Below are 22,124 nucleotides of genomic sequence, written 5' to 3' on the forward strand. Positions count from 1 at the left end.
TGATGAAACTGAAATTCACCAAAATGCACGGCGCGGGCAACGACTTCGTCGTGCTCGACGGCTACACCCAACCGGTCAACCTGACGCCGGCGCAGGTGCGCGCGCTCGCGGACCGGCATTTCGGCGTCGGCGCGGATCAGCTGCTGCTGGTCGAAAAGCCCACCGTCGACGGCGTCGATTTCAGATATCGCATCTTCAATTGCGACGGTGGCGAAGTCGAGCATTGCGGCAACGGCGCGCGCTGCTTCGTCAAGTTCGTGCGCGATAGCGGCCTCACCGATCAACGCAGCGTGCGCGTGCAGGTGCAAAAGGGCACCATCACGCTGACCATGCAGGAAAACGGCGAAGTGCTGGTCGACATGGGCACGCCCGTGTTCGACCCGGAGCGCGTGCCGTTCGCCACCAAAGGCCTCGAAGGCCGCCGCGAAGGCGCGGATACGCTTTGGCCGCTCGACGTGAACGGCACGACGCGCTGGATTTCCGTGGTGTCGATGGGCAATCCGCACGCCGTGCAGGTGGTCGACGACGTCGAAGCGTTCCCGGTGCTGGTCGAAGGCCCGGTGATCGAGCGCCATGCGCGTTTTCCGCAGCGGGTGAACGCAGGCTTCATGCAGATCGTCGGTCGCAGCGAGATCAAGCTGCGCGTGTACGAGCGCGGCGCGGGCGAAACGCTCGCGTGCGGCACGGGCGCATGCGCGGCGGTCGCGGCCGGGATCCGGCGCGGGTTGCTCGATGCGCCGGTGCTGGTGCACACGCATGGCGGCAAACTGACCATCACTTGGGACAGCACGCAAGCCGACGAGCCGCTGCTGATGGCCGGACCTGCCGCGACCGTCTTCGAGGGCGAAATCGAACTGGCCGACGCCCTGGCGGATTCACAGGCCGCATAAACTCATTGACCGATGCGCCGCCTCGAGGCGTCGCCCCGTAGTCCATTAGCCGAAACCATGAACGATCGCGAAGTCGCCGAATACCTGCTCGCCAACCCTGAATTCTTCGCCGAACACGCGGAAATGCTCGCGACGATCCGGCTCGCGAATCCGCACGGCAAAGCCGCGGTGTCGCTGCAGGAACGGCAGATGGAAATGCTGCGCGACAAGAACAAACACCTCGAACGCCGCCTCGCCGAACTTCTGCGCTACGGCCATGAGAACGACAGCATCGCGTCGAAATTCAACCGCTGGACCATCCGCGTGATGGCCGAACGCGATCCCTATGCGCTGCCGCGCACGATCGCCACTGGTCTGCGCGATATTTTCGACGTGCCGCAGGCGGCGCTGCGCGTGTGGGATATTGCCGAGCCTTATGCGCAGGCCGACTTCGCGCGCCATGTCGGCGAGGAAGTGCGCATCTTCGCCAATAGCCTGACCACGCCGTATTGCGGCGCGAACACCGGCTTCGAAGCCGCGCAGTGGCTGGCGCCGTCCGTCGCGGCTGTCAGCGATGACAGCGCGGGGCACGCGGCGTCCGAGTCGGCGCACGCCACCGAATCGATCGCCTTGCTCGCGCTGCGCGACCCGGAAGGCAACGAAGAAGCGCCGACCTTCGGCCTCCTCGTGATGGGTTCGCCCGACGCGCGCCGCTTCCACGACGGCATGGCAACCGACTTCCTCACGCAGATCGGCGCACTCGCAAGCGCCGCGCTGAGCCGTCTGCTGCCGCGCTGAGCGCTGCCAAAGCCGCCAGAAAATCACCGTGACCGCCACCGACCCGATCGCCGCCTATCTGTCGAATCTCGAACACGAGCGGCGGCTGTCGGCACATACGCTGCGCGGCTACACCCACGAACTGGAAGAACTCAAGCAGCTGGCCAAAGGCCGGCCGCTCGAAAGCCTCACCGCCGTGGACATTCGCGGCGCCGTTTCGCGCGCGCACGCGGGCGGCCTGACGGCGCGCTCGATCAGCCACCGGCTCTCGGCATGGCGTGCGTTTTACCGCTGGCTCGCCGGCCGTGTCGATCTGCCGGCCAATCCGGTCGCGACCGTGCGCGCGCCGAAACAGGCCAAGACGCTGCCCAAAGCGCTTTCCGTCGACGACGCCACGCGGCTGATGGAAAGTCCGCCCGCCGCATCGCCCGAAGGTTTGCGCGATCACGCCATGCTCGAACTGTTCTACTCGTCGGGCCTGCGCCTTGCGGAACTGGTCGGCCTCGACGCCCGTTTCGCCGATGCCGACGGCTACCGCTCGGCCGGCTGGCTCAAGCTCGACTCGGCCGAAGTCGAAGTGCTCGGCAAAGGCAACCGGCGCCGCGTCGTACCGGTCGGCAGCAAGGCGCTGGAGGCCTTGAACGCCTGGCTCGCCGTGCGCGACCAGATGGTGAAGCACGATCCGCATCCGCTCTTTCTGTCGGCGCGCGGCAATCGCCTGTCGCCGAACGTGGTGCGTGAGCGCGTGAAGCGCTCGGCGCTGGCCGCCGGCATTCCCGCCAACGTGCACCCGCACGTGCTGCGGCATTCGTTCGCCACGCACGTGCTGCAGTCGAGCGGCGATCTGCGCGCGGTGCAGGAACTGCTCGGCCACGCCAGCATTACCGCCACGCAGGTCTACACCGCGCTCGATTTCCAGCATCTCGCGCACGTCTACGATCAGGCGCATCCGCGCGCTAAAAAACGCGACTGACGCCGCGACCCGCGGCAGACAGTCTCCGCCTTCGCTTTACCCGCCGCGTGCGCTGTGCCGCGCGGCCCATTGCTCTCTCTGACACCTGATGAATACCGTTACGCTCAAACCGTCGAAAGAAAAATCGCTGCTGCGCCGCCATCCGTGGGTCTATGCCAACGCGATCGACCGGATCGACGGCAATCCCGCACCCGGCGCCACCGTGCTGGTGCGCGCGCACGACGGCCGTTTCCTCGCGCGCGCGGCGTACAGCCCGCATTCGCAGATCCGCGCCCGCGTGTGGAGCTTCGACGAAACTGAGCCGATCGATCACGCGTTCTTCAAGCGCCGCGTGCAGCGCGCGATCGCGCATCGTCAAACGATGGTTCACGACACCGGCGCAGTGCGGCTCATCTTCGGCGAGGCGGACGGCCTGCCGGGCTTGATCGTCGATCACTACGTCGCCGAGGACGAAGGCCAGCGCAGTCAGCTGGTTTGCCAGTTCATGGCGGCGGGCGTCGAGGCGTGGAAGGAAGCGATCGTCGCGGCGTTGACCGGCGCGACCGGCTGCCCGAATGTCTACGAACGCTCGGACGTGTCGATTCGTCAGAAGGAAGGACTCGAACAGATCACCGGCGTGCTGGCGGGCGAAGCGCCGTCGGAGGCACTGATTGCGAGCGAAAACGGCGTGCGCTATCACGTCGACGTGCGCAACGGCCACAAGACCGGCTTCTACGTCGACCAGCGCGACAACCGCCTGCTGGTGCAGCAACTCGCGCAGGATCGCGACGTGCTGAACTGCTTCTGCTACACCGGCGGTTTCTCGCTCGCAGCCTTGAAAGGCGGCGCCAAGCGTGTCGTGTCGATCGATTCGTCGGGCGACGCGCTCGCGATCGCCCAGCAGAACGTGGCGGCCAACGGGTTCGACGCCGAACGCGCGACCTGGCTCGACGCCGACGCCTTCAAAACGCTGCGCCGTCTCTACGACGAGGGCGAGCGCTTCGACCTGGTCGTGCTCGACCCGCCGAAATTCGCGCCGTCGCGTGAACATGTGGACCGCGCGTCGCGTGCTTACAAGGACATCAACCTGACCGGGCTGAAATTGCTGCGCCCAGGCGGCCTGCTCTTCACCTACTCGTGCTCCGGCGCGATCGACTCTGAACTGTTCCAGAAGATCGTCTCCGGCGCGGCCGCCGACGCGCGCGTGGACGCCCGGATTCTCAAGCGGCTTGGCGCCGGGGTGGATCATCCGTTGCTGACGGCGTTCCCGGAAGGCGAGTATCTGAAGGGCCTGCTGTTGCAAATCGCCTGATCGCCCATAATTTGGGGATTATTTCCCGGCGCCGCCGGCACGGGCGAAAGCGGGCTCGAACCCGTGCGCCAGCGCCGGCCTGGCGAATATGTTTCAATAACCGGCTGGACCGGGCAGCGCGCCAGGAGGCTGCCGCGCCCATTTCAGGCTTCGATTACGCACCGTTTCACGACAATACAGGCGACCCCTATGATTCCAGTCACCATCCTGACCGGCTTTCTCGGCAGCGGCAAAACCACCCTGCTCAAGCGCATCCTGAATGAAAAGCACGGCATGAAGATCGCCGTGATCGAGAACGAGTTCGGCGAAGAAAACATCGACAACGAAATTCTCGTGCAGGACACGGGCGAGCAGATCATCCAGATGAGCAACGGCTGCATCTGCTGCACGATCCGCGGCGACCTCTCGCGCGTGCTGGGCGATCTGGCGGCGCAGAAACAGTCCGGCAAGCTGGACTTCGACCGCGTCGTGATCGAAACCACGGGCCTGGCCAATCCGGGCCCCGTCGCGCAGACGTTCTTCATGGACGACCAGATCGCCAGCGAATTCCTGCTGGACGCCATCATCACCCTGGTCGACGCGAAGCACGCGAACCACCAACTGGACGAGCACGAAGTCGTGCAGCGCCAAGTCGGGTTCGCCGACCGCCTGTTCATCACCAAGTCCGACCTGGTCGATGAGAAGCACCTCGCCGATCTGCGCCACCGCCTGCTGCACATGAACCCGCGGGCGGCGATCAAGGTCGTCAATTTCGGCGAAGCGGACATCAAGGAAATCTTCGACCTGCGCGGCTTCAACCTGAATTCGAAGCTCGAAATCGACCCGGATTTTCTCGTGGAAGACGAGCATGCGCACAGCCACGCTCACGCGCATGACGAGCACGGCCATACGCATGACGATCACGCCAACTGCGATCACGACCACGGCCAGTGCGATCACGAAGGCCACGATCATGGTCATCACCACCACGCGCACCACGACGACAAGATCAAGTCGTTCGTCTACCGCAACGACCGTCCGTTCGATCCGAACAAGCTCGAAGACTTCCTCGGCGGCATTCTGCAGATTTACGGCGAACGCCTGCTGCGCTACAAGGGCGTGCTGTATATGAAGGGCGTCGACCGCAAAGTCGTGTTCCAGGGCGTGCATCAGATGATGGGCAGCGATCTGGCCGCGAAATGGCAGCCGATCGAGAAAAAGACCAACAAGATGGTGTTTATCGGCATCGAACTGCCGCAAGACCTGATCACCGACGGTCTGGACGCCTGCCTCGTCTAAACGCGGCGCGCCCCGGCCTCGCCGGGGCTGCCTGTCTTTCCGGCAGGCACCGGTTTTGCTGGTAGCGTCGTGCTGTTGCGCGTCAATGCGCGATTCGGCGACGCGCCCCGAGATAAACATCTGCTGAATATTACCGGCGGCCGCCGTAAGCGGGTTGAAAAGACACGCGTATGAAAAGCGCGTGAAAACCCTGCTGTATTAAAGCGTGCACGACCATCGCTTTTTAGCCGTGCGCGCGTTATATTTTCGGGATATCGGCGTACCGCAGGGGGATTTTCACCAGTTGCGGTGCTAGATTGTGATTCAGTTACAATACGTGCCCACTGGAGAATGAGAACGAATTGCCCGGTCAGCGCGTATCCGCGCCGGGCCTGAAACGGCGCCGGAAAATCTAATCCGGACAATACGCCGACAATGCCGGCCGGCACGGTCTGAAAAGACGCGCTGCCGGCAAGCAATGCCTCAGGAGCATTTGAGAATCGGTTTCCAGAGGAGTTCGGCCCCGCATTGGCGTTGCGACGCCCGGCGTGTGGGCGCCAGGCGCTTCGGCGTCACGACAGTCCACCGTCCGTGCCCGCCCTGGCGCTCCGCGTCCTCGAGGTGCCTTTGCGGGCAATACGAAAGTGCGGGCACGACGTAAGAGTTTTGCCTCACATTGAAGAAGTTAGCCAGATGACGACGAAACGACTCTTGACCGAAGCCGAAATCCTGAAGATGAGCGACAAGGATTACATGAATGAGGATCAGCTCGCCTTCTTCAAGAACAAGCTCGAACAGCTGCAGGCGGATATTCTCCGCAATGCCGGCCAGACGACCGAGAACCTGCGCGAGACCGTAATCGTGCCGGATCCGGCCGACCGCGCAACGATCGAGGAAGAGCATGCGCTCGAACTGCGCACGCGCGACCGCGAGCGCAAGCTGCTGAAGAAGGTTCAGCAGTCGATCGCGCGTATCGACTCGGGCGACTACGGCTGGTGCGAAGAAACCGGTGAGCCGATCGGCATTCCGCGTCTGCTCGCACGGCCCACGGCCACCCTGTCGCTCGAAGCGCAGGAACGCCGCGAACTGCGCCAGAAGCTGTTCGGCGACTGAACGCTTGCGGCGCGGCTTCGGCTCCGCGCCCGAAAACGCTGCTTCGTCGAGAGGCGCACGGTGGTCCGTGCGCCTTTTTTCTTTTGCGTGACGCCTATTTGAGGCATTGCCGTGGTGCAGGCTGCTACTCACCTCGCCTCGCCCCTCTTGTCGGCATAACCGCCGCGTTCGCTTCCGAACCATCTGTATTTGCCCTATGCCATTTGCCGGCTAGGGACCAGGATTCTCGTCATCCCAGCCCCGCGCCGTCCGATGCCGCGCGGGCGCGTTCCCCGCACCGAATCGCGTGTTTTTTGTCCTATGCCATTTGCCGGCTCTTGATATGACCGCGCACGCCCTAAAATAAACCGGACATGCGCTGCACGAGCGCGCGCCCGCCGGTTCGGTTTTAGCGTCGCGCGTCGTCCGCTTTCAGGATTCATGCGGTGGCGCATCGCGCTGCCGCGTCCTACCCGTTTTGCAAAGAGGAACGCATATGGAGCAATTTCACGGCACGACGATCGTCTCCGTGCGGCGCGGCGACAAGGTCGCGCTCGGCGGCGACGGCCAGGTGACGCTGGGCAATATCGTCATGAAAGGCGGTGCGAAGAAAGTCCGGCGCATCTATAACGGCAAGGTGCTGGTCGGCTTCGCCGGCGGCACGGCCGACGCTTTCTCGCTACTCGACCGTTTCGAAGCCAAGCTGGAAAAACATCAGGGCAATCTCACGCGCGCCGCCGTCGAACTCGCAAAAGACTGGCGCACCGACCGCATGCTGCGCCGTCTCGAAGCCATGCTGATCGCCGCGGACGCCACCACCACGCTCGTCATTACCGGCAACGGCGACGTGCTCGATCCGGAAGGCGGCATTTGCGCGATCGGTTCGGGCGGCGCCTATGCGCAAGCCGCGGCGAAAGCGCTCGCCGACAACACCGAGATGTCGCCCCGCGAAATCGTGGAAAAGTCGCTGGAGATTGCCGGCGACATGTGCATCTACACGAACCATAACCGCGTCATCGAGACGATCGAGTAAGGACCCACGATGAGCACCATGACCCCTGCCGAGATAGTCTCGGAACTCGACAAACACATCATTGGCCAAGGCCGCGCGAAAAAAGCGGTGGCCGTGGCGCTGCGCAATCGCTGGCGCCGTCAGCAGGTTGAAGAACCGCTGCGCCAGGAAATCACGCCGAAGAACATTCTGATGATCGGACCGACCGGCGTCGGCAAGACCGAAATCGCGCGGCGTCTGGCGAAACTTGCCGACGCGCCGTTCATCAAGATCGAAGCGACCAAGTTCACCGAGGTCGGCTACGTAGGCCGCGATGTGGACAGCATCGTGCGCGACCTGATCGAAATCTCGGTCAAGCAGACCCGCGAAACCGAAATGCGCAAAGTGCGGACCAAGGCCGAAGATCAGGCCGAAGACCGCATCCTCGACATTCTGCTGCCGAGCGCGCGCCCGGTCGGCTTCGGCGCAAGCTCGAGCGCCGCTGATACCGTCGACGAAGGCAGCACCACGCGTCAGACATTCCGCAAGCGTCTGCGCGAGGGCCTGCTCGACGACAAGGAAGTCGAACTCGACGTGGAACAGCCGCAAGTCGGCATGGACATCATGGGGCCGCCGGGCATGGAAGACATGACCGAGCAGATCCGTTCGATGTTCGCGAACATCGGCGGCGGCAAGAAAACGCGTCGCAAGATGAAGGTGAAGGAAGCGCTGAAGGCGCTCACCGACGAAGAAGCCGCCAAGATGCTGAACGACGAAGAGGTGAAAGCCAAAGCGGTGCAGAACGTCGAGCAGAACGGCATTGTGTTCCTCGACGAAATCGACAAGATCGCGTCGCGCAACGAAGCCGGCGGCGGGGAAGTCTCGCGTCAGGGTGTGCAGCGCGATCTGTTGCCGCTGGTCGAAGGCACCACGATCAACACCAAGTACGGCATGGTGAAGACCGATCACATTCTGTTCATTGCCAGCGGTGCATTTCACCTCGCCAAGCCAAGCGATCTGATTCCGGAACTGCAAGGCCGCTTCCCGATTCGCGTCGAACTGGATTCGCTGTCGGTCAACGACTTCGAGTCGATTCTGGTGTCCACGGACGCGAGCCTCGTCAAGCAATACCAGGCACTGCTCGCCACCGAAGATGTGCACCTCGAATTCGCGGACGACGGCATTCGCCGCCTGGCCGAAATCGCGTACTCGGTGAACGAGAAAACCGAGAACATCGGCGCGCGCCGCCTGTACACGGTGATCGAAAAACTGCTCGAGGAAGTCTCGTTCGCGGCCGGCAACCACTCGGGCCGCACGGTGCAGATCGACGCGGCTTATGTCGATCGCGCGCTGAACGAAGTGGCGGAAGACGAAGATCTGTCGCGTTACGTGCTGTGATGTCGATGCTGAGATTGCCCCAAGCTGTGATGTTCGCCGCTTGAGACAGATCAGATCACATGTGAACGCATAAAAAAACGGGTTGCCTTTGATAAGGCAGCCCGTTTTCATTTGCTTACGGCAAAAGCGGTGCGGAGTCTGCCGTTTCTACTGCTTGACCGGCCGCTTTGCCAGTTTGCGTTGCAGCGTTCGCCGATGCATATTCAACGCACGCGCGGTAGCCGAGATATTGCCGCCGTGTTCGGCCAGCACGCGTTGAATATGCTCCCACTCCAGACGCGCCACCGACAACGGCGTGGGATGCTCGATCGCCTCTTCCGCTTGCAACGCGCTTGCTTCACTTTGCAGTGCCGACAAGATCGTCTCCACATTGGCAGGCTTGGCCAGGTAGTTATCCGCGCCGTCTTTCACCGCCTGCACCGCCGTGGCGATACTCGCGTAACCGGTCAGCACCAGCATGCGCGCGTCGGGCTGCAGATCGCGCAATGGCGCGACGAGCGTGAGGCCGGAGTCATTGCCGAGATGCAGATCCACCGTGATCTGGCTGAACTTCTGCTGATTCGCCAGCTTGATTGCCTCATCCGCGTTGTGTGCTTCGCTCACCGTGTAGCCGCGCCGGGTGAGACCACGCGCGAGGATGCCGGAGAACACCTCGTCGTCGTCGATCACCAGAAAATTCATTTCGCTCATACTTGTTTCTCCGTGTTGGATGGTGCGGCGCCTTGACGGCCCGAGCCAAAAAATTTGCGCGCGGCGAGCGGCAGTTTCAGGACCGCACGCGTACCACGCGGCTTGATCGTGCTGACATCGGTCAGCTCGATCGATCCTTTCAGACGCGCCGCCGCCGAAAAAGCCAGATAGAGACCCACGCCGTGCCCGCCTTGAGTACTCTCGACCGGCATCGCGCCCAACGAGCCGCGCAACGCGGCCGGAATGCCAGGGCCTGCGTCACAGACCTCGAAGACGATCTGATCTCCACGCGCCGCAAGCGCGCAGGACAGCGTGACGTGATCGCGGCTTGCACGCGCAGCATTGTCGAGCAGAATCGTGAGAATCTGACTCACAGCCACGGTGTCGTCAAGACTGACATCCGCAGGCGGCACGCCGATCCGCTCGAACTTCACATGCGGATGACGCAAGCGCCACTGCTCAGCGAAGGATTCGAGCCATTCGCCGACCGGTTGTCGGCTGGCGCTGGTCGACGCCCGGCTGCGCAAACGGGCAAGCGCCGATGTACATAGCGTCATCTGCTGTTCGAGCAGTTCGAGGTCGGCGGCGTAGGGCGCGAGCCCCTTGTCGGAACGCGCGGCGTCGCGCAATTCTTCGGACAACATCGCAATTGTAGACAGAGGCGTACCAATTTCGTGAGCGACGGTGGCGGCCTGTACACCGAGCGCGACCGCCCGTTCATCGTGAAGCAAGCGCTGCTGCGCTTCTCCGAGCGCTGCGTCACGTAGCCGCAGTGCTCTCGACATGCGTGCAACGAACCATGCAATGAGCCCGACGCTGACCATGAAGTTCACCCACATACCCGCGCGATAGTAGTCGAACAGGTTCGCCGGATTGTCGAGATTCAGCGGCACGGAATCGAAACCCAGCACGGCGTAGCAGGCTACCGCGAATGCCGCGAGCCAGGCCATCAGATGCCACGGCAGCACGGCCGCGGCGATGGCGAGCGAAGGCAGGTAGAGCGAAACGAATGGATTGGTGGTGCCGCCGGAGAGAAACAGCAACGCGGACAACGCGCCTAGATCGACCCAGATCTGACCGAACAATTCCATGTTGGATTCGGGCCGCTGCTGCGAAACACGCCACCATGTGATTCCGTTGAAGATCACTTCCAGCGCGATCACGAGCAGCATGGCGGGCAACGGCAGATGCACGCCGATGAAGGTCTGCACGAACGCAATCGTCATCAACTGGCCGATGATCGCGAGACTGCGCAGCCAGAACAGATGCCCGAGATTGACGCGGCCGGTGTTGGTTATACGATGCATGACTTTAGTTTACCTGTTCGGACTCGTCCGACTTACCTCGCGACTTTGCGCCGGTAACATGGAAATTTTTTGCGACAGCGCGCGCGAACCGATCTCTCGTCATCGGTTCCTCAGTCGCGCCGCCTATCCATGCTACCTACTTCTGACTGCGAGGCTGATGCCTCTTCAGCTTTCCTGACTTTTTTGCGACAAGCCTCAGCAGCCCGGCACAATGGCACGGCGCAAGCCGAGGCCGTTTGCCTCGACGCCGCGGCGCGACTCCATCCACTGGACGACGCGTCACTCGCATCGCTCACTACCGCACTGCTCAAACAACACCGTGTCGGCGAGGCGATCGAACTCGCTGCCATTATTGCCCAACTCGATCCGCACCGCGCTCTTGCGCACTTTCGTCATGGCTATGCGTTGCAGATAGCAAACCGGCATGGCGAGGCCATTGCACCCTACCGACGCGCACTCGCCATCGATCCAGGATTGCCGTGCCTGCGCAGCAATCTCGCCGGCGCACTGGCGCGTGCGGGTGGCGACGCGAACGAGCAGATCGCGCTTCTGGAAAGCGCGGTCCGGGACGAGCCTGGTGAGGGCGACGGCTGGACCAATTTGACGAACGCGTACCGCACGAATATGGATCTGCCGCGAGCGCTCGAAGCCGGCGCCCGGGCCGTGCAATGTGCGCCGCACAGCTCGCTGGCGCACAACAACTATGCGCTGACGCTGCGTGAGGCGCAACGCTGGGACGACGCGGAGCAAGCCGCCCAAACCGCTTGCGCATTGGGACCCGACGACGCCACCCTGCGCTCCAATCTGTCCATGCTGCAACTGGTTCGGGCCGATTATGCGCACGGCTGGGCATCGCACGAAGCGCGCTGGGACGGCTCCGCGGAGTTGGGCGGGAACCGCCCGGTCATGCCCGCACCGCTTTGGCGCGGCGAATCGCTCGCCGGCAAAACCTTGCTCGTGTGGGGCGAGCAAGGCATGGGCGACGTTTTGCAGTTCTGCCGCTATATCCCGATGCTGGCCGAGCGTGTCCATCGCGAAGGCGGCCGGCTCAGTTGGAACTCGTTCCCGCAAATGGGCGCGCTGCTCGCACGCAGCCTGGGCGCTCACGCGGACGAGTTTTCAGCCGGCGGCGGCGTCGAGTCGCTTCCCGCATTCGACTACGAGATTCCGTTGCTCAGCTTGCCGCTGAGATTCGAGACGCGGGAAGAAACGATTCCGGCTGCAGTACCCTATTTGCACGCGGACCCGGCCGCCACGGCGTCGTGGCAAAAAAGGCTTGCGGGCGAAGCCAGGCTTAAAGTCGGCCTGACATGGACCGGCAGCCACGGCCATCAGCGCAATCCATTTCGCCGCGTGGGTTGGGAACGCTATGCGGCTCATTTCGGCGGCATGCAGGACGTGGCGTTCTATTCGTTGCAGCCGGGCGCAGACGCAGATGTCGCGGCGGCACGCGCAGCCGGCCTGCCAATGGCCGACTACACCGCCGAATTCGCGAGCTTCGACGATACCGCCGCGTTCGTGGGCGCGCTCGATCTCGTCATCACCGTTTGCACATCGGCGGCGCATTTGAGCGGCGCGCTCGGCCAGCGCACCTGGGTGCTGCTCGACGTCAACCCGCACTGGGTCTGGCTGCTCGACCGTCGTGACAGCCCGTGGTATCCGAGCGCCACGCTGTACCGGCAGCCGCGGTTTGGTCAATGGGAGCCGGCGCTGGAGGCCGTCGCGCGTGATCTGAAGGCGTTGGCGGCCGGGCACCGCGCGGCGTAAGGCGCGCCTTGGCAATTCCGTCAAACAGCGATGCTTGCGGCGATCTTTTCGTCACCACACGCATCAATCACGCGCCGGCGACGCTTGAGCCGCCCGCGCAATCTCCGCAGCAAGACATTCGGGACACAGGCAGCGTCCTGTCGGATCGAGCCTGTCCGCCGGCAACGCCGGCATTTTTCGGCACCAGCAGTCGAGCGGTTGCGAATGCATGCCGCAATCGAACACGCTGCCACAGCGCGGGCAGCGCGCGCTGCTTTGGGAGCGGGAAACGGACGGTTTCATGACGGGCCGGATGGTCTCGCTTCAGCCTGGATCAGGAAATGATGCCACGACTGGCGGGCCGCCGTGAGTCGTCCGTCCGGCTAATTTACGGGGGCCGCCGAACCGCGTTACGCTTCGCCGTTGACTGGTGGGCACGGGCTGTCATTGCGCGGTGCGCAAAGCCTGCGGCGCCCGCCGCCCGCACAGGTATCGAAAACCCTGTTGCAGCGCGCCAGTCCTGTACAATTCGCCCTGATTCAACTGTTCCGTGCCTGAGCCTGCCGCCATGTCCGAGCTTCCTGACCTTTCGCAGATCGCGCCCACCCTGAAGGCTGAAATCCTGGCCGAGGCGCTGCCCTACATCCGCCAGTATCACGGTAAGACCGTGGTCATCAAATACGGCGGCAACGCCATGACCGAAGAGCGCCTGAAGCAGGGCTTCGCGCGCGACGTGATCCTGCTGAAGCTGGTCGGCATCAATCCGGTCATCGTGCACGGCGGCGGTCCGCAAATCGATCAGGCGCTGAAGAAGATCGGCAAACAGGGCACCTTCATCCAGGGCATGCGCGTCACCGACGAAGAGACGATGGAAGTCGTCGAATGGGTGCTCGGCGGCGAAGTGCAGCAGGACATCGTCACGCTGATCAACCACTTCGGCGGCCACGCGGTCGGCCTGACGGGCAAAGACGGCGGCCTGATCCACGCCCGCAAGATGCTGATGCCGGATCGCGACAATCCCGGCCAGTACGTCGACATCGGTCAGGTCGGCGAAGTCGAGGCGATCAACCCGGCAGTCGTGAAAGCGTTGCAGGACGACGCGTTCATTCCGGTAATCTCGCCGATCGGTTTCGGCGAAGACGGCCTGTCGTACAACATCAACGCGGATCTGGTCGCGGGCAAGCTGGCGGTCGTGCTGAACGCCGAAAAGCTCGTGATGATGACCAACATCCCCGGCGTGATGGACAAGGAAGGCAATCTGCTGACCGATCTGTCGGCGCGCGAAATCGACGGCCTGTTCGCCGACGGCACCATCTCCGGCGGCATGCTGCCGAAAATCTCGTCGGCGCTGGACGCGGCCAAGAGCGGCGTGCGTTCGGTGCACATCATCGACGGCCGCATCGAGCACTCGGTCCTGCTGGAAATTCTCACCGAGCAGCCGTTCGGCACGATGATCCGCTCGCATTGATTCCTGCCTCAAACCCGGCACCCACGGCACGTCAGCATAGCGTGCCGCGTGTGCCGTGCAGTTGCCTGTCCCCTTCGTACCGCTCGTACCGCTCGTACCGCCCATACCGCTCTTCCAGCGAGCACAGTTCGTACAGCGCCAACTACGGCTGCCAACGCGCCGCCTCGGCGCACCAGCCCACGCTCCCCTCTTCACCCACCGCCCGCACCGTGAACCGTTCGCGTTCGCCACGCGAGGCGACTGTTCGCGCCTGAACGGCGTTCTCCATCATGCGCACCCCCACTTCCCGACGCCGTCGTCCGCATATCGCAGGTGGCCGTCCGGTCTGGCTGTTCGATCTCGACAACACGCTGCACCACGCGTCGCACGCGATCTTTCCGGCGATCAATCAGGGCATGACGCAGTACATCATCGACGCCTTGCAAGTGGACATCGACGAAGCAAACCGGCTGCGCACCGGCTACACGCAGCGTTACGGCGCGGCGTTGCTCGGCCTCACGCGCCACCATCCGCTCGATCCGAACGACTTCCTGAAGGTCGTCCACACCTTCCCGGATCTCGGCTCGATGATCCGCCATGAACGCGGTGTCGCGCGCCTCGTGGCCGCGCTGCCGGGCCGCAAGATCGTGCTGACCAACGCGCCCGAAGCCTATGCGCGCGCGGTGCTCGCCGAACTGCGCATCGAGCGCCTGTTCGAGCAGGTGATCGCCATCGAACACATGCGCGATCGCCGCCACTGGCGCGCCAAACCCGACCACGCAATGCTGCGCAAAGCCATGCGCGACGCTCACGTGTCGCTCAAGGACGTGATCCTCGTCGAAGACACGCGCTCGCATCTGAAAAACTACCGGCGTCTCGGCATCCGCACGGTGTGGATCACCGGCCATCTGCCGCGCAAGCCGCACGCCGACGGCGTGCCGACGCGCCTGCCGGGCACCGGCCGGCCGCACTATGTCGACCGGAGCATTCGTTCGTTAAAATCGCTACGACTGAGCACCCGCTCGGTTCGATTGAAGAGACAGCAGACGGGACGACAGCCATGCAGCCGATCGACAAGCCTGACGAAGTCTTAGCCGAACACGAACCGACCGCCACGCTCGCCGCCCCGCGCGCGCCGCGCCTGAAACCGGGCGAGCGCCGCGTGCACATCCTCCAGACGCTCGCCGCCATGCTGGAAGCGCCCAAGAGCGAAAAGATCACCACCGCGGCGCTGGCAGCACGGCTCGGCGTATCGGAAGCCGCGCTGTACCGGCATTTTGCCAGCAAGGCGCAAATGTTCGAAGGGCTCATCGAGTTCATCGAGCAAACCATCTTCGGGCTGATCAACCAGATTGCCGACAAGGAAAGCAATGGCGTGCTGCAGGCGCGCTCGATCGCGTTGATGCTGCTCAACTTTCCCGCGAAGAACCCAGGGATGACGCGCGTGCTGACCTGCGAGGCGCTGGTCGGCGAACATGAACGGCTGACCGAGCGCGTGAACCAGATGCTGGAACGCGTCGAGGTGTCGCTGAAACAATGTCTGCGCCTCGCGCAAATGGAGGCCAACACTGGCGCGAGTTCGGGCGACAACGCCAGCGAGCAGCACGCCGCCGCCCCGCTGGCCGCCGGCTACGATCCCGCGATCCGCGCGAGTCTGCTGCTGAGCTATATCATCGGCCGCTGGCACCGTTATGTGCGTAGCGGCTTCGCGCGGCCGCCCGCCGAACAGGCCGACGCGCAATTGCTGCTGATTCTTCAGTAGTCCGCGCAGCATGTGCCCGCGACGTTGCCGCGCGAAAATTTCCGCTATACTTTGCGCCTGACTGCGGCACCTCGAACCATCAAGGACCGCTGTCCGCAACACCCCGAACACCTGCTTGACAACCTGTTACGCGCCGATTTGCTGACTCGATTGCGGGCGCGCGAACTGCCGGGAATGATTCCCGCGGTTCACTATAAATGCGGCTAAAGAGGTCGTCAGCCGCGCACACAGTCATAGTCCCGTGCTTCGCCGACGCCATCTAGCCGCCCTGTTTTGTTAAATGGCGGAATGAATGGAATCGATCGGTATCGTCGCTCCCCAAAAAATGCATTTCACCGAGCCGCTGCAGTTGCAGAACGGCAGCTCGCTGGCCGGTTACGACCTGATGGTCGAGACCTACGGCACGCTCAACGCCGCGCGTAGCAATGCGGTGCTGGTGTGCCACGCGCTCAACGCCTCGCACCACGTGGCGGGCGTGTACGCCGACAATCCCAAGGACATCGGCTGGTGGGACAACATGGTCGGCCCGGGCAAGCCGCTCGACACCGACAGGTTTTTCGTGATCGGCGTGAACAACCTGGGATCGTGTTTTGGCTCGACCGGGCCGATGAGTATCGATCCGTCTACCGGCAATCCGTACGGCGCGACGTTTCCCGTCGTGACGGTGGAAGACTGGGTCAACGCCCAGGCGCGCGTCGCCGATCAGTTCGGCATTACGCGCTTCGCGGCGGTGATGGGCGGCAGCCTCGGCGGCATGCAGGCGCTCGCGTGGAGCATGATGTATCCGGAGCGCGTCGCGCATTGCATCGTGGTGGCGTCCACGCCGAAGCTGTCGGCGCAGAACATCGCCTTCAACGAGGTCGCGCGCTCCGCGATCCTCTCGGACCCGGACTTCCACGGCGGCAACTACTACGCGCACAACGTGAAGCCCAAGCGCGGCTTGCGCGTCGCGCGCATGATCGGCCACATCACGTATCTGTCGGACGACGACATGGCCGAGAAATTCGGCCGCTCGCTGCGTCGCGCGGAAGGCGCGCTGGATGCATACAACTTCAATTTCGACGTGGAGTTCGAGGTGGAGTCGTACCTGCGTTATCAGGGCGACAAGTTCGCCGACTACTTCGATGCGAACACGTACCTGCTGATCACCCGCGCGCTCGACTATTTCGATCCGGCCAAGGCCTTTGACGGCGACCTGACGAAGGCAGTCGCGCACACCACGGCAAAATATCTGATCGCCAGCTTCACGACCGACTGGCGGTTCGCGCCGGCCCGCTCGCGCGAACTGGTGAAAGCGCTGCTCGATCACAAGCGCACGGTGACCTACGCGGAAATCGACGCGCCGCACGGCCACGACGCCTTCCTGCTCGACGACGCGCGCTATCACAACCTGATGCGCGCCTACTACGAACGTATTGCGAACGAGGTGAACGCATGAACCAGCGAGCACTCGATTATCTGGCGCTGCGCCCGGACTTCCGCGCGATCGCCCGCTGGGTCGAACCACGCGCCACCGTGCTGGATCTGGGCTGCGGCGACGGCTCGCTGCTCTCGCTCCTAACCGAAGAACTGGACGTGCTGGGCTACGGCATCGAAATCAACGACGCGGGCGTGCTGGCGTCGACGCAAAACGGCGTCAACGTAATCCAGCAGAATCTGGAAGACGGCCTGCGCCTGTTCGAAGACGGCAGCTTCGATTTCGCGATTCTGTCGCAGACGCTGCAAACCATTCACCAGACGGCCGCGATCCTGCGCGAGACCGTGCGGGTCGGCAAGGAATGCATCGTGTCGTTCCCGAACTTCGGCTACTGGGCGCATCGGCTCTCGGTGCTGCGGGGCCGCATGCCGGTGTCGAAGTCGCTGCCTTATCAATGGCACAACACGCCGAACGTGCGCGTGCTGACCATCAAGGATTTCGAGGCGCTCGCGCCGGAAGTGGGCATCGAGATTCTCGACCGGGTCGTGCTCCACGAGGGCCAGGTCGTGCGTTGGGGCGTGAACTGGCGTGGTAGTCTTGCGGTCTATCGCGTCAAGAAAAGCTAACGCAAGTTATCCACATGTCGAACCCGCCGCACGAGGCGCCTGCACTTACCGCTCACGAAGAACACCCCGGCTGGCGCGCGTTCCTGAATACGCGCATGCTGATCTGCGTCTTTCTCGGCTTTACGTCGGGATTGCCGCTGTTCACGCTCGTCTATCTGGTGCAGGCGTGGTTACGCTCAGAAGGCGTCAATCTGAAAGAGATCGGCCTCTTTGCGCTGATCCAGTTCCCGTACACCTGGAAATTCATCTGGGCCCCGCTAATGGACCGCTACGTCCCGCGTTTTCCGGGCTGGCGTCCCGGCAGACGGCGCGGCTGGATGCTGGTCACGCAGATTCTGGTGGCCGGCGCGATCGGAACGTTGGGGTTCGTGTCGCCGAAAGACTCGATCTGGACGGTGGCGGCGTTGACGGCGCTGGTCGCGTTCTTCGGCGCGAGTCAGGACATCGTGATCGACGCCTACCGGCGCGAGTTGCTGAGCGACACGCAGCAGGGGCTCGGCAATGCGGTGCATGTGAACGCCTACAAGATCGCGGCGCTCGTGCCCGGTTCGCTCGCGTTGATCCTGTCCGACCATTTGCCGTGGAGCACCGTTTTTATCGTCACCGCCGCGTTCATGCTGCCCGGCATGGTGATGACATTGGTAGTGCGCGAGCCCGAGGTGCACGGCACGCCGCCCAAGAACCTGCGCGACGCGATCGTGCAGCCGTTCAAGGAATTCATTCAGCGCGACGGCTGGCGTGGCGCGCTGTTCGTGCTCGGCTTCATCTTTCTGTACAAGCTCGGCGACACGATGGCGACCACGCTGTCCACATCGTTCTTTCTCGACATCGGTTTTTCGCGCACGCAGATCGGCGTGATCGCGAAGACCACCGCATTCGGCGCGAGTCTGGCGGGCGGGATCGTCGGCGGAATCTGGCTGATGAAAATCGGCATAGGCCGGGGCTTGTGGATCTTCGGCATCCTGCAGATGGTGTCCACGCTCGGGTTCGCGTGGCTCGCGCATCTCGGGCCGGCTTCGCCCGGTCTCGCGGCGATTTACGACATCGCCGTCTGGCTGAGCCAGGGCACGACGAAGCTGCTTGCGCTGGTGGGCATCGATTGGGCCGTACAGCTCGAACCGCGCTCCGTTGCGCTAGCGCTCGTCTACGGCTTCGAAACCTTCGCCACCGGCCTGACGATGGCGGCTTTCACCGCCTATATCGCCAGCACCACCGATCCCCGCTACACGGCCACCCAGTTCGCGCTCTTCACGAGCCTCGCTTCCGTGCCGCGCACGCTGGCCTCAGCGGCAAGCGGTTATGTGGTCGCGCAGATCGGCTGGTTCGATTACTTCATCGTTTGCACCGCGCTGGCGTTGCCCGGCATGGTGCTTCTGCTGCGTATCGCGCCGTGGAGGACGCGGTCGTGAAGGCGCTTCTCCCGAAGGCCGTACTGCGCCCGATTACATCCCGGCGTCCTGCGCGCAACGCGAGACGCGCGGCTCTGCACGCGGTGTGGTCGCTCGGCTGTGTGAGCCTGACGTTGGCCGCGCCCTTGAGCGCCTACGCGACCGCCATGCCGGCCACTGCTACCAGCACGGCCGCACCCGCAGCGGCGCCCGCACCCGCCACGTCGGCCGCGCCAACAGCGAAGGCCGCAGCGGCCGCCGCGAGCACGGAAAGCGCGGCATCGGCGGTGCAAGGCACGACCAACGCCGGCAGCGCCGTGGGCGCCGGCAGTGCGCCCGCCATTGCCACACCGCCCTCGGCGGCGCCGTCGACGCCATCGCCGCCGGCTCCGGTCACGGCGAGGACGCCGGCGCCGTCCGCAGCCGCCAAAGCGGCCGCCGGCACATCAATGCCTGCCACGGCGTCCGCACCGTACAGCCTGACGAACACGCAGCTGCGCTACGGCGGCTATCTGGTGTTCCGCAACCTGATTCCTTCGCCGATGCTCGAGGCGCAAGCCGCCGAAGAGTTCAACCAGATCGCCTACGGCGCCGAGCACGCGAACCGGCTGTATGGCGACGCGGACGCGCACGTCACGCGCGTGCGCTCGATCGTCGACAAGCTGATCCCGTACTCGCTGAAATGGAACGAGCGGGCCAAGAACTGGAAGTGGGATGTGGCGGTGGTGCGCTCGCCCGATATCCGCATGTACTGTCTGCCGGGCGGCAAGATCGTCGTGTATGGCGGGCTGCTCGACCGCGCGCGTTTGAACGACAACGAACTCGGCATGCTGATCGGCCACGAGATCGCGCACGCGCTGCGCGAACATGCGCGCGAGCGGCTCGGCCAACTGCAGGCGAGCCAGCTCGACTCGTCGGGTACGATCCCGCAACTGTTCGGACTCGCCGACCTCGGCGCGGCGCCGCTCGGCATCGGCTCGCGCCTCCTGGAAATGAAATACGAGAATACCGACGAAACCGAAGCCGACGTGATCGGCAGCGATATCGCATCACGCGCCGGCTTCGATCCGCGCGCGGCGGTCACGCTCTGGGACAAGCTCGCGCAGGCCACGCGCAGCAATCGCGATCAGGGCTTCATCTACGTGCATCCGTACACGCCGGCGCGCCGCCAGGACATCATCAAACGTCTGCCCGACATGCTGCCGCTCTACGCGAAAGCGATCGGCAAAACGGTCGATGCGCTGCCGGACTACGGCGGCATGGGCCGGCCGCGCCGCACACCGGCCCGCAACTGAGCGGCGTGGGCTGAGCGCGGCGCGGCTCTTGTCCGTCGAAGCGCGCCCCTGCAGGAAGGCTACTTTGGCCTCGCCTTCTGCCAGAACGCGGGCCCTGCTTACTTCTTCACCTTGTGGTCGTAGTCGACCGTCAACGGCGCATGGTCGCTGAACTTGATATCGCGAAATACGTCAGTGCGTTTCGCCTTGCTCGCGATACCCTGCGTCGCGATCTGATAATCGATCCGCCACCCGACGTTCTTCGCATACGCCTGACCGCGATTGCTCCACCATGTGTACTGCTCCGGCCGCTGGTCGAGCGTGCGGAACACGTCGACGTAACCCACTTCGTCGAACAGTTTGGTGAGCCATGCGCGCTCTTCCGGCAGGCAACCCGAGTTCTTCTGATTGCTCTTCCAGTTCTTGATGTCGATTTCCTTGTGGACGATGTTCACGTCGCCGCACACGATCACTTCGCGCTCCTGAGCCAGTTCCGCGAGATGCGGCATGAACTCGTCCATGAAACGGTATTTGGCCTGCTGGCGTTCGTCGCCGCTCGAGCCCGACGGCACGTACACCGAAATCACCGACAGCTTGCCGAAACGCAGTTCGACATAGCGCCCTTCCGGATCGAACTCCTCGCTGCCGAAGCCGATTACCACTTCGTCCGGTTCGTGACGCGTGTACACGCCCGCGCCGCTATAACCCTTCTTCACGGCATGCTGGAAATAGCCGGTGAAGTTGTGTGGCGCCATGAATTCCGGCGTCATGTCGTCTTGCGAGCATTTGATTTCCTGCACGCACAGCACGTCGGCTTTCTGTTCGCCGAACCAGTCGAAAAAGCCCTTCTTCGCCGCTGAACGGATGCCGTTCAGGTTGGCGGTAATCACACGCAACATGTCGTTCCTTATATGGTCGATTCGTTTCTGAAGCAAAGGGGCACGCTCACGCGATCTTGATGCCCTTCAGCGATTCTTTGGCAGGCGGAAATTCGAGCTTCAGCGTCTCGAATGCGCGCAACAGCAACTCAGCCACCATCACATTGCGATGCGTCTTCGAGTCCGCCGGAATCACGTACCACGGCGCGTATTCGGTCGATGTCGCGGCGAGCGCCTCGCCATAGGCCACCTGATATTTGTCCCACTGCTTGCGCGCTTCGAGATCGGCGACGTCGAATTTCCAATGCTTGGTCGAATCGTCGATACGCGCCTGCAAACGCACACGCTGCTCTTCTTTCGAAATGTGCAGCATGCACTTGATGATGGTCGTGCCGCTATCTGCCAGCAATGCTTCGAACTGGCGGATGTGGCGGCAGCGTTGCGCGAAGGCTGGCGCGTCCAGGTTGCCGAGCACCGTGGGCACCAGCAGATCTTCGTAATGACTGCGGTTGAAGATCGTCAGTTCGCCCGCCGCAGGCGCTTGCGCATGCACGCGCCAGAGAAAGTCGTGCGCGAGTTCGACGGGCGTCGGCGCCTTGAACGGCACGATGCGCAAACCCAGCGGATCGACGTCGTGAAACACCGCGCGGATCGTGCCGTCCTTGCCGCTCGTGTCCATGCCCTGCAGCACCAGCAGGACGCGGCGCGTCTGCTGCGCATGCAGGCGTTCCTGCTGGGAGTCGAGCTTCTCGCCGATCTCCAGGAGGCGGGCTTTGTCGGCGTCTTTTGAACCGGCAGAAAAGGGTTTTGCAGCCGGATCGAAACCGTCGAGCGAGAATTTGTTTTTCTTCTTGCCGTCGTCGAAATACGGCACGCGGAAGTCGTCGAGTTCAGGTTGCCTGGCCATCCACACACTCCGTGATCTGCGTTTAAACGGTCCC

General features: G+C 63.4%; 21 protein-coding genes. 16 read left to right on the top strand and 5 right to left on the bottom strand.

Annotated features, from left to right (window positions below; genetic code table 11):
- The first annotated feature begins 2 nt into the window (after positions 1–2).
- The 8 genes from dapF to hslU all read left to right on the top strand — a co-directional run bounded on the left by dapF (position 3) and on the right by hslU (position 8,648).
- Entirely contained in the window at positions 3–890 is an 888-nt protein-coding gene (gene dapF / locus P0D68_RS17545; protein ID WP_408298399.1) for a diaminopimelate epimerase, read from the top strand.
- A gap of 57 nt (positions 891–947) precedes the next feature.
- The gene (locus tag P0D68_RS17550; protein WP_408183981.1) at positions 948–1,667 is read left to right on the top strand and encodes a DUF484 family protein; all 720 of its coding nucleotides are present in this window, start codon (positions 948–950) and stop codon (positions 1,665–1,667) included.
- 28 nt (positions 1,668–1,695) lie between these two features.
- On the top strand, positions 1,696–2,619 hold the full coding sequence (gene xerC, locus P0D68_RS17555) for a tyrosine recombinase XerC (protein ID WP_408468720.1): 924 nt from the start codon (positions 1,696–1,698) through the stop codon (positions 2,617–2,619).
- 88 nt (positions 2,620–2,707) lie between these two features.
- Entirely contained in the window at positions 2,708–3,910 is a 1,203-nt protein-coding gene (locus P0D68_RS17560) for a class I SAM-dependent rRNA methyltransferase (protein WP_408298395.1), read from the top strand.
- 189 nt (positions 3,911–4,099) lie between these two features.
- Positions 4,100–5,188: a CobW family GTP-binding protein gene (locus P0D68_RS17565; protein ID WP_091797218.1), complete on the top strand. Its 1,089-nt coding sequence runs from the start codon at positions 4,100–4,102 to the stop codon at positions 5,186–5,188.
- Positions 5,189–5,860: 672 nt separating this feature from the next.
- The gene (dksA, locus tag P0D68_RS17570) at positions 5,861–6,280 is read left to right on the top strand and encodes an RNA polymerase-binding protein DksA (RefSeq protein ID WP_012431412.1); all 420 of its coding nucleotides are present in this window, start codon (positions 5,861–5,863) and stop codon (positions 6,278–6,280) included.
- A 475-nt stretch (positions 6,281–6,755) separates the two neighbouring features.
- Complete coding sequence (gene hslV, locus P0D68_RS17575) at positions 6,756–7,292, top strand: ATP-dependent protease subunit HslV (protein ID WP_091797221.1); 537 nt, start codon at positions 6,756–6,758, stop codon at positions 7,290–7,292.
- A gap of 9 nt (positions 7,293–7,301) precedes the next feature.
- Positions 7,302–8,648 carry an ATP-dependent protease ATPase subunit HslU gene (gene hslU / locus P0D68_RS17580; protein WP_091797224.1) on the top strand — a complete coding sequence of 449 codons (1,347 nt, stop codon included), beginning with the start codon at positions 7,302–7,304 and terminating at the stop codon, positions 8,646–8,648.
- Between the two features lie 147 nt (positions 8,649–8,795).
- Here hslU and P0D68_RS17585 read toward each other — a convergent pair whose 3' ends face one another.
- Positions 8,796–9,338, bottom strand: coding sequence for a response regulator transcription factor (locus tag P0D68_RS17585; protein ID WP_007179684.1), 543 nt, complete (start codon positions 9,336–9,338; stop codon positions 8,796–8,798).
- The gene (locus P0D68_RS17590; RefSeq protein WP_091797227.1) at positions 9,335–10,645 is read right to left on the bottom strand and encodes an ATP-binding protein; all 1,311 of its coding nucleotides are present in this window, start codon (positions 10,643–10,645) and stop codon (positions 9,335–9,337) included. Before P0D68_RS17590 ends, P0D68_RS17585 begins: the two co-directional genes overlap by 4 nt.
- 129 nt (positions 10,646–10,774) lie before the next feature.
- On the opposite strand from P0D68_RS17590, the gene P0D68_RS17595 reads away from it, so the two are divergent.
- Positions 10,775–12,412, top strand: a complete 1,638-nt coding sequence (locus tag P0D68_RS17595) for a tetratricopeptide repeat protein (protein ID WP_408298392.1) — start codon at positions 10,775–10,777, stop codon at positions 12,410–12,412.
- A gap of 63 nt (positions 12,413–12,475) precedes the next feature.
- Here P0D68_RS17595 and P0D68_RS17600 read toward each other — a convergent pair whose 3' ends face one another.
- Positions 12,476–12,694, bottom strand: a complete 219-nt coding sequence (locus tag P0D68_RS17600) for a cysteine-rich CWC family protein (RefSeq protein WP_091797233.1) — start codon at positions 12,692–12,694, stop codon at positions 12,476–12,478.
- A gap of 265 nt (positions 12,695–12,959) precedes the next feature.
- On the opposite strand from P0D68_RS17600, the gene argB reads away from it, so the two are divergent.
- The 7 genes from argB (at position 12,960) to P0D68_RS17635 (ending at position 20,326) form a co-directional block, all read left to right on the top strand.
- A complete protein-coding gene (gene argB / locus P0D68_RS17605; protein ID WP_007179687.1) occupies positions 12,960–13,859 on the top strand; it encodes an acetylglutamate kinase in 900 nt (299 codons plus the stop codon).
- Between the two features lie 269 nt (positions 13,860–14,128).
- Entirely contained in the window at positions 14,129–14,932 is an 804-nt protein-coding gene (locus tag P0D68_RS17610) for a pyrimidine 5'-nucleotidase (RefSeq protein ID WP_408298389.1), read from the top strand.
- Positions 14,899–15,600 carry a nucleoid occlusion factor SlmA gene (gene slmA, locus P0D68_RS17615; RefSeq protein ID WP_408298387.1) on the top strand — a complete coding sequence of 234 codons (702 nt, stop codon included), beginning with the start codon at positions 14,899–14,901 and terminating at the stop codon, positions 15,598–15,600. The genes P0D68_RS17610 and slmA overlap by 34 nt, the downstream gene beginning before the upstream one ends.
- Before the next feature lie 292 nt (positions 15,601–15,892).
- Entirely contained in the window at positions 15,893–17,038 is a 1,146-nt protein-coding gene (metX, locus tag P0D68_RS17620; protein WP_408183988.1) for a homoserine O-succinyltransferase MetX, read from the top strand.
- Entirely contained in the window at positions 17,035–17,643 is a 609-nt protein-coding gene (gene metW, locus P0D68_RS17625; RefSeq protein ID WP_007179691.1) for a methionine biosynthesis protein MetW, read from the top strand. The genes metX and metW overlap by 4 nt, the downstream gene beginning before the upstream one ends.
- Positions 17,644–17,657: 14 nt before the next feature.
- A complete protein-coding gene (locus tag P0D68_RS17630; protein ID WP_091797246.1) occupies positions 17,658–19,052 on the top strand; it encodes an AmpG family muropeptide MFS transporter in 1,395 nt (464 codons plus the stop codon).
- On the top strand, positions 19,049–20,326 hold the full coding sequence (locus P0D68_RS17635; protein ID WP_408298385.1) for a M48 family metallopeptidase: 1,278 nt from the start codon (positions 19,049–19,051) through the stop codon (positions 20,324–20,326). Before P0D68_RS17630 ends, P0D68_RS17635 begins: the two co-directional genes overlap by 4 nt.
- A gap of 98 nt (positions 20,327–20,424) precedes the next feature.
- Here the strand turns inward: P0D68_RS17635 and P0D68_RS17640 are convergent, their stop codons facing one another.
- Together P0D68_RS17640 and P0D68_RS17645 are read right to left on the bottom strand one after the other, a co-directional pair.
- Entirely contained in the window at positions 20,425–21,204 is a 780-nt protein-coding gene (locus P0D68_RS17640) for an exodeoxyribonuclease III (protein ID WP_091797249.1), read from the bottom strand.
- 46 nt (positions 21,205–21,250) lie between these two features.
- Positions 21,251–22,090, bottom strand: a complete 840-nt coding sequence (locus P0D68_RS17645) for a PPK2 family polyphosphate kinase (protein WP_091797252.1) — start codon at positions 22,088–22,090, stop codon at positions 21,251–21,253.
- Positions 22,091–22,124 lie beyond the last annotated feature (34 nt).

This window comes from Paraburkholderia sp. RL17-380-BIE-A, from assembly GCF_046028085.1.
GTDB lineage: Bacteria > Pseudomonadota > Gammaproteobacteria > Burkholderiales > Burkholderiaceae > Paraburkholderia.